The 12146-nt window shown below is 46.5% G+C and carries 7 protein-coding genes; all 7 read left to right on the top strand.

Annotated features, from left to right (window positions below):
• Window positions 1-382 precede the first annotated feature (382 nt).
• A complete protein-coding gene (locus V1U08_RS05375; protein WP_065300531.1) occupies window positions 383-2836 on the top strand; it encodes a glycogen/starch/alpha-glucan phosphorylase in 2454 nt (817 codons plus the stop codon).
• Between the two features lie 115 nt (window positions 2837-2951).
• Complete coding sequence (gene malQ / locus V1U08_RS05370) at window positions 2952-5132, top strand: 4-alpha-glucanotransferase (protein WP_020333474.1); 2181 nt, start codon at window positions 2952-2954, stop codon at window positions 5130-5132.
• A 281-nt stretch (window positions 5133-5413) separates the two neighbouring features.
• Entirely contained in the window at window positions 5414-7618 is a 2205-nt protein-coding gene (glgB, locus tag V1U08_RS05365) for a 1,4-alpha-glucan branching protein GlgB (RefSeq protein WP_065300529.1), read from the top strand.
• 146 nt (window positions 7619-7764) lie between these two features.
• Window positions 7765-8442, top strand: coding sequence for a monofunctional biosynthetic peptidoglycan transglycosylase (gene mtgA / locus V1U08_RS05360; protein WP_014234984.1), 678 nt, complete (start codon window positions 7765-7767; stop codon window positions 8440-8442).
• A gap of 161 nt (window positions 8443-8603) precedes the next feature.
• Window positions 8604-10664, top strand: a complete 2061-nt coding sequence (locus V1U08_RS05355) for an alpha-amylase (protein WP_330470112.1) — start codon at window positions 8604-8606, stop codon at window positions 10662-10664.
• 276 nt (window positions 10665-10940) lie between these two features.
• Window positions 10941-11678 carry a nucleoside recognition domain-containing protein gene (locus tag V1U08_RS05350; RefSeq protein WP_065298078.1) on the top strand — a complete coding sequence of 246 codons (738 nt, stop codon included), beginning with the start codon at window positions 10941-10943 and terminating at the stop codon, window positions 11676-11678.
• Complete coding sequence (locus V1U08_RS05345) at window positions 11678-12145, top strand: YjiG family protein (RefSeq protein WP_020333469.1); 468 nt, start codon at window positions 11678-11680, stop codon at window positions 12143-12145. Before V1U08_RS05350 ends, V1U08_RS05345 begins: the two co-directional genes overlap by 1 nt.
• The last annotated feature ends 1 nt before the right edge of the window (window position 12146 follow it).

Raw genomic sequence — 12146 nt, 5'->3', positions numbered from 1 at the left:
CTGCATTTGTGAGTTTGATCACTTTATTGGGCTGGTTTGTTATGCCTTGTAGGAATTATTGCACGATGGATATGTAATTTTTGTGTTTGTGAACAAGGGGAGTGTGATCGCTAAGACAAAATTTACATCGTGCTTCGACAGTGTCTTAAAAACTTCATGAGTAAATTTTAGCCTTTTCTCATATTCGCCTGTGATCGAAATCACTAAGAAGCGGAGCGTAAAAAGCTTTGTTGAGATTCAGATCACTAACTGATCGGTTGTACCCCCCTCTACGCCCTCATTCCTCCTCCTTCAAAGGAGGAGAAACAGGAGGATGTTTATTCACACCGGTAAATGCACGATATATGGCAGATGAATTACTAAAAGACGTGAGAATTTCTTAATGAAACCTACACAACAGAAAAAATTTGATAAAAAGTCGTTCCAAGACAGCGTAAAGAAACACCTATCAGTGACTTACGCACATACTGTTGAAAACGCAGATAGCCGCGCATGGTACCTAGCAATGGGTCGTGCTCTAGCGGAGATCACTACTTTTGATTTGCTTGCTACTGAAGAAGATCCTCGAATCAAAGGTGCTAAGAGCGTTAACTACCTTTCTCTAGAATTCCTAATTGGCCGTTTAACGGGCAATAACTTAATCAGCATGGGTCTGTACGAGCAAGTAACAGAAGCAATGGCTGAATTGGGTCATAGCGTAACGGATCTTCTTGAAGAAGAGCGCGATCCTTCATTAGGTAACGGCGGTCTTGGCCGTCTGGCAGCTTGTTTCATGGATTCATGTGCCGCACAAGAATACCCAACAGTGGGTTACGGCCTACACTACGAATACGGTCTATTTAAGCAATCTTTCAAAGATGGCCGTCAACAAGAAGCACCAGATGCATGGTGTGGCGTAGAAGGTTACCCTTGGGAAGTGGCTCGTCCAGAGCTTGCTCAAGAAATCGGCTTCTACGGTCATGTTGAAGTGGTCAACGAGAACGGTAAAGAAGTTCGTAAATGGGTTCCAGGCATGACAGTAAAAGCGATGCCTTGGGATCTACCAATCGTAGGTTACGAATCAGAAACGGTTTACCCACTGCGTCTTTGGGAATGTCAGGCAATTGCACCATTCTCACTGGCTAGCTTTAACAATGGTAACTACTTCGAAGCTCAGCATGCGCTGATCGACGCAGGCAACATCACTAAAGTGCTTTACCCGAATGACAACCACGAGAAAGGTAAAACACTTCGTCTAATGCAACAGTACTTCCACTCTGCAGCGTCAGTACGCGATATTCTTCGCCGCCACGAAGCAGCAGGCTACTCATTAGAAGAACTGCCAAAGCAAGAGACTATCCAGCTTAACGATACGCACCCAACTATCGCTATTCCTGAGTTAATGCGCATCCTTGTTGATGAGAAAGGTCTGTCTTGGGAAGCGGCGTGGGAAATCTGTTCGCACACATTCGCGTACACAAACCACACATTACTTCCAGAAGCACTAGAGACATGGCCAGAGTCGCTCATTCAGCACTTGCTTCCACGTCACATGGAAATCATTTACGAAATCAACCACCGCTTCCTGCAAGAAGTTCGTGCTAAGTGGCCTGGTGATGTTGCGAAACAGCAAAAACTGTCAATCATCGAAGACGGTTTCCACCGCATGGTACGTATGGCTAACCTGAGTGTAATCGGTTCATACGCGGTTAATGGTGTAGCAGCACTTCACTCTGAATTGGTTAAGAAAGACCTATTCCCTGAGTTCCATGAGCTGTACCCGACTCGTCTACACAATGTGACGAACGGTATTACTCCGCGTCGTTGGTTGAAGTTCTGTAACCCAGGTCTGTCTCAGTTAATTACTGACAAGATCGGTGGCGAATGGCCAGCGAAACTGGAGTTGTTGGAAGGCATCGCGAAATACGCTACTGACGAGAAATTCCAAAAAGAATTCATGGCAGTGAAGAAAGAGAACAAAGAACGCCTGGCTCACTGGGTGAAAGAGAACATGGGTATCGAGCTGGATACCAATGCGATCTTCGATGTTCAAATCAAGCGTCTACACGAGTACAAGCGTCAGCACCTAGATTTGCTACACGTGTTGTCTCTGTACCATCGCATCCTTAACGAGCCTGGGTTTGATTGTGTACCACGTGTTGTATTCTTCGCAGCGAAAGCAGCACCGGGTTACCACCTAGCGAAAGAAATCATCTTCGCAATCAACAAAATTGCAGAGAAGATCAATAGCGACCCTCGCATCGGTAACAAGCTTAAAGTGGTATTCATTCCTGACTACCGCGTGAGCATGGCAGAAATCATCATTCCTGCGGCGGATGTATCACAACAAATCTCGCTAGCAGGTAAAGAAGCGTCAGGTACTGGTAACATGAAGATGGCGCTAAACGGTGCTCTTACTATCGGTACAATGGATGGTGCGAACGTTGAGATTCGTGAAGAAGTGGGTGACGAGAACATCTACATCTTCGGTCTGGATGTTGAAGGTGTGAAAGCGCTGAAAGCTCAAGGCTACAACCCGTTTGATTACTACAATGCGGACCATCTACTAAAAGCGTCAATGGATCTTCTTGTCGGTGAAGAATTCACACCAGGTCAGCCGGGTCTATTGCGTGCAACGTACGACAGCCTGCTTGATGGTGGTGACCCGTACCTATGTCTGGCAGACTTCGCGTCTTACGTGAAAGCGCATGAAGATATGGGCGAGCAATACAAAGACCAGGCTGGTTGGGCTAAGAAAGCCATCCTTAATACCGCCCTCGTTGGCAAGTTCACGTCAGATCGCTCAATTCGAGACTATGTGAACAACATCTGGAAACTAGAACCGGTTCACCGTTAATAGACAAGTAAAAACCAAGGTAGCCCTGCGCTACCTTTGGTTATTTTCAAATATAAGTTATTGATAACAATAAAACCCTACATGGAAGGTGTTTGCATTACCTTCGGAGAAAGCGATGAAAGAACTAACAGCATTAAAGAAAGTCGCGGAAATGGCGAGATTGGCTGACAGTTACGTCAGTGCATGGGGAGATGAGGCTAAAGTGTCTGATGAGACTCTGCGCCGTTTGCTCGCTTCACTTGGCTACGATACTAGCAGCGATGAAAAACTATTGGCTTCTGCTGAGAAGAAGCATAAGAAAGACGTACTAGCCCCTGTTCTTGTTTTACGCGACGGCGAGCCTGTCGAAGTGGAACTAAACCTAGGTACGAGTGCTCGTGAGAGTGAATTCAGCTGGCGTTTAGAAACAGAGCAAGGAGAGGTACTTGAAGGCTATCTTCAGTCTCAAATTGTTCGTGATGAACGTGCTGAGGGTGGCCCTCTAGTGTTTGCATTGCCAAAGAACTTGGCATGGGGTTATCACAAACTGATCATCAGTCGTAAGCGTCGTAAAACGCCTTATGAAATGTCGCTGATCATCACTCCAAAAGCTTGTTACAAACAAGATGCGCTTAACGAACACAAAAAGCTTTGGGGCCCGAGTATTCAGCTTTACACACTGCGTACTCAGCATAACTGGGGTATCGGTGATTTCGGAGACCTTAAGCAACTGGTTAGTGACATTGCTTCGCGTGGCGGGGACTTCATTGGCCTGAACCCAATTCACTCGTTGTTCCCGGCAAACCCTGAAGGTGCGAGCCCATACAGCCCGTCTTCTCGCCGCTGGTTGAACATCATGTATATTGATGTGGTATCCGTACCGGAATTCGCTCTGAGTGCAGAAGCGCAGCAACAAGTTGGCAGTGCTGAATTCCAGCAGCGTCTACAAAAAGCTCGTGATTCTCATTGGGTTAATTACACCGAAGTCTCAGCTCTTAAAATGAGCGTACTGCCTTTACTGTTTAGCGAGTTCAAAGCGCGTCATCTGGACAAGAATACAGACCGTGCACGTGCATTCCTAGAATTCGTAGAGAAAGGCGGCGACAGCTTGTTACATCAAGCGGCATTTGATGCAATCCATGCTGATCTACACGCTGAAGACTCAAATATGTGGGGTTGGCCAGCGTTCCCTGAAAAATACCGTACATTTGAGTCGGCAGGAACGCAGAAATACATTAAAGATCAAAAAGACCGCGTTCACCTGTACATGTACTTGCAGTGGATCGCTGATGATCAAATCAAAGAAGCTCAAGTACTTGCAGAAGAAAAAGGCATGTCTGTAGGTCTGTACCGTGACCTTGCAGTAGGCGTAGCGGATTCTGGCAGTGAAACTTGGGCTGACGAAGGTAACCTTGTTCTGGACGCAAGTATTGGTGCGCCACCAGATGTACTGGGCCCACTAGGTCAAAACTGGGGGCTGCCTCCACTAAACCCACAAGTGCTTGAAGCAACGGGTTACGACGCTTACATCCAACTGCTGCGTGCCAACATGAAGCATTGTGGTTCGCTACGTATTGACCATGTACTTGGTTTGCTGCGTCTGTGGTGGATTCCAAAAGGCGAGAAGGCAACAGAAGGAGCTTACCTGTACTACCCAGTAGAAGACATGCTGGCAATCTTAGCGCTTGAGTCACATCGTCATCAATGTTCAGTGATTGGTGAAGACTTAGGTACGGTGCCAGATGAAATCGTCGATATTCTTCGCGATGCTGGTGTGCACTCATACAAAGTGTTTTTCTTTGAAACCTCAAAAGACGACGGCGGCTTCATTTCTCCTAAGCATTATGCTGAGCAATCTATGGCGGCACTGTGTACGCACGATATGCCAACGCTACGCGGTTTCTGGCACTGTGATGACTTGAAAATGGGTCGTGAGATTGGTCTGTACCCAGACGAAGAGCAACTAGAAGGTCTGTTTGCTGATCGCCTGAAGTGCAAGCAAGGCATTCTGGATAGCGTTCGCTGGCATGGTTATCTGCCTGAAGGCATTGGCCATGATGCGCAGTTCGTACCTATGGATTCGTACTTAAGCGAAGCGCTCCAACTGCATGTTGCAGCAGGTGATTCTGCACTGCTTAGTGTTCAGCTGGAAGACTGGCTAGAGATGGATCAACCGGTCAATATCCCTGGTACTGTTGATGAGTATCCAAACTGGCGTCGTAAGCTGTCGATGAACCTTGACGAAATTTTCAGTCGTGAAGATGTGAATCGAATTGCAAAACGTTTAACGGAAGTCCGCGCCCAGGCAAGCAAGTAAGGACGAATAGAATGAGTGAGAAAGCGAGCTGATTATAAATTTGTTTGCTCTTAGGTAAGAAATTTCCATCTACGTCACTCATTCTATAAAAACAATCCGTTAGGATGGAGTACTGTTATTATGCCCGCAATAATAGCGGGCATTTTCGTTTTTTGATGCTGCTTGCAAACATTGACGTTCGAAGCAGTGCTTTTTAGTAAGTTTACAATGTTGGCTGTGCAAGCCAATATTTTCTTAAACTCGGTGTGTTTAAGGTGGATATTGGTTTTAGGGAGAAAGGTTTGAAAAACACGAAAACAAATAAAATAAAGAGAACAAAGAAAAAGTATGAACGTGCCTATGAACTGCTAGCTCAGGCTTCTTACTCGGATCCGTTTGCGACGCTGGGGCCATTTATTGATGATGGTGAAGGTTCCCTAAGAGTCTGGATGCCGGGCGCAGATAAAGTTGAATTATTGGTTGAAGGGGAGCCAAGAGTTGCCCTTGAACGCGAAGGTGACAGCGGTTTTATTCTCAAAGAAAAACGCGATTTACACCTTACACATTACCGCTTAGCTGTAGATTGGAATGGCGTTGAACAAATCATTGACGACCCGTACCAATACCACAATATTTACCAAGAGTACGAACACCTGCACACACCGAAAGACATGTATCACTACATGGGTTCGCACTTTGTCACTCTAGAACGTGGAGGTAAACATATCTCTGGCGTTCGTTTCCTAGTTTATGCACCACATGCGTCAGCCGTGAGTTTGATCGGCGGATTTAACCAGTGGGATGGCCGTCGTCAGCCAATGCAACGCCTCGATTACGGTATTTGGGGCTTGTTCGTTCCTGGCTTAGAAGAAGGTGTACAATACAAATACGAACTAAAAGGTCCACATGGAGAAGGGTTGCCTCATAAGCAAGACCCATGGGGCTTTTATTCAGAGCAGTACCCGTCATTCGCATCCATCACTTACGACCACAACCGTTACCAATGGCAGGATACGCAATGGCAAAGTCGTCCAGTAACGGAAAAGCGCAGTGAAGCGTTGTCTTTCTATGAGCTACACGCTGGCTCCTGGAAACGCAATGAGCAGGGTGAGTTTCTTAACTACCGTGAACTGGCTGAACACTTAGTGCCATATTTGGTCGACATGGAGTACACCCACGTTGAACTGATGCCAGTTTCTGAACATCCATTCTACGGCTCTTGGGGTTACCAGCCAGTGGGACTGTTTGCTCCAACCAGTCGTTATGGATCGCCAGATGACTTCAAATACTTTGTTGATGCTTGTCACCAGGCGGGTATTGGCGTGGTTCTCGATTGGGTACCAGCGCACTTCCCATCCGATGACCATGGTCTGGCAAACTTCGATGGCACACCTTTGTTCCACGATCCAGACCCACGTCGCGGCTGGCACCAAGACTGGAACTCGTATATCTATGATGTCGGCCGCGAGCACGTCCGTCGCTTCCTAGTCGCGAATGCCTTGTACTGGTTCGAACAATTCCATATCGATGGTATTCGAGTCGATGCTGTTGCGTCCATGATCTACCTTGACTACTCACGCAGTCATGATCAGTGGATTCCGAATGTCGATGGTGGCAACGAAAACTATGAAGCGATTGCGACACTAAAATGGATGAACGAGGAGGTGTACAAACACTTCCCGAATGCTATGACGATTGCTGAAGAGTCGACGGCATTCCCAGGTGTGTCTGCGCCAACATTCATGGGCGGATTGGGCTTCGGATTCAAGTGGAATATGGGTTGGATGCACGACAGTCTTTCTTACATGAAAGAAGATCCTGTTCATCGCAAATACCACCACAATACCATCACGTTCCCGCTTATTTACGCACACAGTGAGAACTATGTATTGTCACTGTCGCACGATGAAGTGGTGTATGGCAAAGCCTCTATCCACAACAAAATGCCTGGTGATGAATGGCAACAAACCGCTAACTTGCGTGCTTACTACGGCCATATGTACGGCCAGCCAGGTAAAAAGCTTAACTTTATGGGCGCAGAATTAGGTCAGACAGCGGAATGGAACCATGATGATCAACTGCAGTGGTTCTTATTGGAGTTTGAACGTCACAAAGGGGTTCAAGATCTGACTCGTGACTTAAACCATCTATACCGAACTGAACCAGCTATGCACGATCAAGATTGTATTCCTGCTGGTTTCGAATGGCGTCTTCAAGATGAAGCGGATGCGAGTATTCTGGCTCATGAGCGTATTAGTGAGGACGGTGAGCGTATTTTGGTTATCACCAACTTTACGCCAGTGCCACATGAGAAGTTCCGCTTAGGCGTTCCGAATGAAGGCCGATACGATCTTCTGCTTAACACCGATGACAGCAAATACGGTGGCAGTGGCTTCAAGGTTCACAAGAGTGTTGAAACTGAAGCGATCGAAAGCGAGTCGCTCCCACAATCTCTTGGATTGCGCATCCCACCTTTATCAACGGTGTTCTACAAGCTTGCTAAATAAGCGCCACTGAAAACATCAAGCCCGCTTTACAATGTAAATCGGGCTTTTTTTGACCAAACTTTAACCTCAGAAACTTGTTGTTCTTTGCAGAATACGGCAATCTTGCTCGCTTGCTTTTAAAGCGGAGCGTTGTCGGGATACTGAGAATGATCAAAAGGCTAAAGTCATTTCTAATTAAAGTCGTGTTGGTACTGTTGCTTGCCCCTATTGTTATGGTCGGAGCGGTAAAGTTTATCGATCCTCCAATTTGGGGCTGGAAACTCAGTCGCCTTGTCTCACCTCCAACAAACTATCCTGACCACAGTCAGCATGAATGGGTGCCTTTGTCGCAAATCTCCAAAAACATGCAGCTTGCTGTGATTGCAACAGAAGACCAAAAATTCCCGACGCACTATGGCGTCGATTTTGAGTCTCTGTTTAATGTGATAGCGAATGCGGACGAAAATGGCCCATCCCGCGGAGCAAGCACGATTACCCAACAAACCGCCAAGAATGTGTTTTTGTTTCCTGCCCATTCTTATGTGCGTAAGGCCTATGAGCTTTACTTTGCACTGCTTATGGAAGCGATGTGGAGCAAAGAGCGCATTCTGGAAGTCTACCTGAATGTGGTTGAGTTTGGCCCGGGTATCTATGGTACAGAAGCGGCTGCTCAGAACTACTTTGGCGTAAGCTCAGATAGATTGTCGAAGTGGCAAGCGGCGCAATTAGCCGTGGTGTTGCCTAATCCTTATCGTATAAAAGTTTACCCACAAAGCGACTATACACAGCGCCGCACCAGATGGGCGATGAATCAAATGCGAAATCTAGGCAGCGTTCATTTGTAGAAATATCAAACTACGCCCTGATAAAGCAAAAATGTGAGTTAATCCAAGCTTTAGGGCGTAGTCTATTAGAATGATGTGCTCAAATTTTCATCCATTTACTATTAGTGTGAATAAAACTAATAAATTTGCGTAGGTTACGTACGCAATCAATGGATAGAACGATGAAACTGAATCTGATCACGACGACATTATTACTCGCCTCGGCAAGTGCTATTGCTGAACCCAATATCACCATATCTACCACAACGAACAGCCGCGATTTTCCACTCAGTGCCGAGCAACCTTTAGTCGTGCCGCTTACCAAAGACGGCTACACACTAAAAATAACCGGTATTGAGGGAAATTGTACCGCGCCCGACGGACAAAACGTAAAGTTCAATACACCCATTTCACTGAACTGTGGAGAGCCGACAGAACTTGCGCTGAAAATACGTTTTACCGGTGACTACTCGTTTGCCTATGATGAGCAGGCAAAAACACTTCTGTTTAAGCGAGAACCAAAGAAAGCGGCGAAGACTGAGTTCAAACGCCCGATCCCAAAAGTCCAGTGTGAAGTTTATCAAGGTGGCGAAGTGTCCATTGCATTGGGTGATAGTTTCCCCGATGGAACCAAATTGCGGGATGCTTACTCAGGGCAGGTAGTCGAAGTGAAAAATCAACAAGTCTCTTTGGTGCCAGACCAAGCGTCAGGTGGAATCGTACTTCTTGAGCCGATGAAGAAAACCAAGCAAGCAATTCCGTTTAACTACCGAAATGCCAATATCTACTTTGTGATGGTTGATAGATTCAACAACGCAGATAGCAGCAATGACGCTAGCTATGGGCGTAAAAAAGACGGGAAAGAAGAAATCGGCACCTTCCATGGTGGCGACCTCAAAGGAGTGATTGATAAGCTGGACTACATCAAAAGCTTGGGGACAGATGCCATTTGGTTATCGCCGATTGTTGAGCAGGTACACGGTTTTGTTGGCGGTGGCGACAGTGGCTCGTTCCCATTTTATGCTTATCACGGTTACTGGACGCGTGATTTTACTAAGATCGACGAAAACTTCGGCAGTGAAGCTGACTTAAAGACGCTAGTGGAAGAAGCGCACAAACGCGGGTTAAAAGTGCTGATGGATGCCGTCATCAACCACACCGGTTACTCCACACTTGCCGATTTACAGTTTGATGGTATCGAAGTGCTCAAACCGGGCGCTGATTTGCCAGAGAAATGGGCGAACTGGCAACCAAAGAGTGGTGAAAACTGGCACAGCTACCACCATTATATTGATTACCAAAGTCCGAACTGGGCTAACTGGTGGGGTGGTGATTGGGTAAGAGCAGGTTTACCGGGCTATCCTGAGCCGGGCAGCAGCGATATCACTATGTCGCTTGCCGGGCTGCCGGACTTGATCACGGAGTCGGAGCAAGCCGTGACACCACCACAATGGCTGCTCGATAATCCGGGTACGCGTGTTAAGGCGCGTGACAATTACACCGTGTCGGACTACCTAATTGAATGGCAAACGGATTGGGTGAAGCGCTTTGGCATTGATGGATATCGCGTCGACACCGTAAAACACGTCGAAGGTGACGTTTGGAAACGCCTGAAGCAAGAAGCCTCTCAAAGCTTAGAGCAGTGGCGTAAAGAAAACGGTAAATCAGGTCAACCGTTTTGGATGATGGGCGAAGTATGGGGACACACCGCATATCGCAGCCCTTACTTTGACGATGGCTTCGACGCGCTGATCAATTTTGATATGCAGAAGAAACTTGATAAAGGCGCAGCCTGTTTCAGTCAGATGGCTGACACCTACCAAAGCTATGCCGACACAATAGCCAAGGAGAAAGACTTTAACCCGGTCAGCTATATGTCTTCTCACGACACCGAGCTATTCTTCTCACGCTTTAAAGACTACGCCATGCAGCGTAACGCAGCGAATGCGCTGTTGTTAAGCCCAGGCGCTGTTCAGGTTTACTATGGCGATGAAGTGGGGCGTAACATTGGCCCATATGCAGACGACTTCCACCAAGGGACTCGTTCTGACATGGTATGGGATCTGACTGACGACAAACAATCGTTGCTGAAACATTGGCAGACTCTAGGACAGTTCCGAAAAGCACACCCTGCGATTGGAGCGGGTAAGCATCACGTAATCGCTCAGGAAGGAGCATATGTCTTCTCTCGTACTCTTGCTGGTGACAAGGTAGTGGTTGCTTTTGTCGGTCGAGATAGGTAATTCACAAGCGATCAATAAATAGTTAAAAGCCCTTCTTTGCAAAGAAGGGCTTTTTATTTCAAATTCTGGATCTAATTTACCAACAAGTTAATGCCAAATTAAAAACTGCAAAACTCATCATCATGTATTTTAAAGTTTAAATTGTAATCAAATATTAAAATAAAGTATGGTTAATTAATATTTAATCAGCCCGTTACTCTTATTGATATTAATCATATTTATCACTCATTGTTCAGGTAAACATATGTATCAAATTCCACATGTTTAGGTAACGTTATGAAAACCCCTGTTCAAACTGAGCGAAAGGTGACGCTTGGGTGCTATCTTGCACTCGCGTTTGCTATCGTATTTTTCTCTGGTATGTTGAAATCAAACCAATGGTACGGCGTGTTTGACTTCACCACATTAAATGGCTCTTTCGGTAAGGTGGCGTCTGGTGTCACTGAAACGGCCGACGGTGTAAAAGTTGCGACAACAACGCTTCGCGGTTCAGGCGGTAGCGGTGCTCGAGATGGCTTTATTTTTGCGCTTACTCTTATCCCAACTGTGATGTTTGCTTTAGGCATGATCAATGTTCTTGAGCATTGCGGTGCACTAGATGCGGCGCGCAAACTGCTGACTCCTCTACTACGCCCAATGGTAGGCATTCCGGGCAACTCTGGTCTAGCCCTTATTGCTTCACTTCAAAGTACCGATGCTGGCGCAGCGATGACGCGTCAACTTAAAGATGAAGGTCATCTTACCAAACGTGAAACCGATGTCTTTACTATGTTCCAGTTCACTGCAGGTGCAACCATCGTTAACTTCTTCTCATCAGGTGCCGTGCTATTTACTTTGACCATGGCCGATGGCTCTTTGGCTGTAACGTCTTCTATCGGCTTGGCGGTTGTGGTCATGTTTGCGTTTAAGATTATTGGAGCAAACTTATTCCGCATCTACTTAAACATCACAGAAGGTAAAGAAGACAAACAAGAGCAAAACAAAACTGAGAACTTGAAAGAGGAGATCGCGTAATGGGTGACGTAAAAGCAAGCAAGCCTATGGTGACAGATATTTTCGTTGAAGGTGCAAAGAAAGGTTGGGTGATCGCGACGACTTCGACGGTACCAAACGTTCTTATGGCATTTGTAATTATCAAAGCACTTCAGATCACCGGCGCACTGGATCTCATGGGTACTGTCTTCTCTCCGGTGATGGCGATATTTGGTTTGCCAGGTGAAGCGGCTGCCGTACTTATTGGCGCTTGGATGTCAATGGGTGGCGCTGTGGGTGTGGTTATCACGCTGTTTGACCAAGGGATTCTTAATGGCACCCACATCGCGATTCTTGCGCCTGCAATCTACCTGATGGGCTCGCAGGTTCAATACATGGGACGGATTATGGGTCCTATTGGCACTGAAGGTCGTTACATTCCAATCATGATTGCTATCTCAGTGATGAACGCATTTGGCGCAATGTTGGTCATGAACTTGTTTGTTTAGG

The sequence above is a fragment of the Vibrio sp. YYF0003 genome, assembly GCF_036350715.1.
Lineage (GTDB): Bacteria > Pseudomonadota > Gammaproteobacteria > Enterobacterales > Vibrionaceae > Vibrio > Vibrio natriegens.
The sequence above is the reverse complement of the archived record's forward strand: the minus strand, read 5'-3'. Positions and strand labels throughout refer to the sequence as shown.

Bases quoted from the DNA above. Each gene is read 5' to 3' on its own strand.
- mtgA (WP_014234984.1), top strand. From the start codon at position 7,765: ATGATCAAAAGGCTAAAGTCATTTCTAATTAAAGTCGTGTTGGTACTG.
- malQ (WP_020333474.1), top strand. From the start codon at position 2,952: ATGAAAGAACTAACAGCATTAAAGAAAGTCGCGGAAATGGCGAGATTG.
- V1U08_RS05345 (WP_020333469.1), top strand. From the start codon at position 11,678: ATGGGTGACGTAAAAGCAAGCAAGCCTATGGTGACAGATATTTTCGTT.
- V1U08_RS05375 (WP_065300531.1), top strand. From the start codon at position 383: ATGAAACCTACACAACAGAAAAAATTTGATAAAAAGTCGTTCCAAGAC.
- V1U08_RS05355 (WP_330470112.1), top strand. From the start codon at position 8,604: ATGAAACTGAATCTGATCACGACGACATTATTACTCGCCTCGGCAAGT.
- V1U08_RS05350 (WP_065298078.1), top strand. From the start codon at position 10,941: ATGAAAACCCCTGTTCAAACTGAGCGAAAGGTGACGCTTGGGTGCTAT.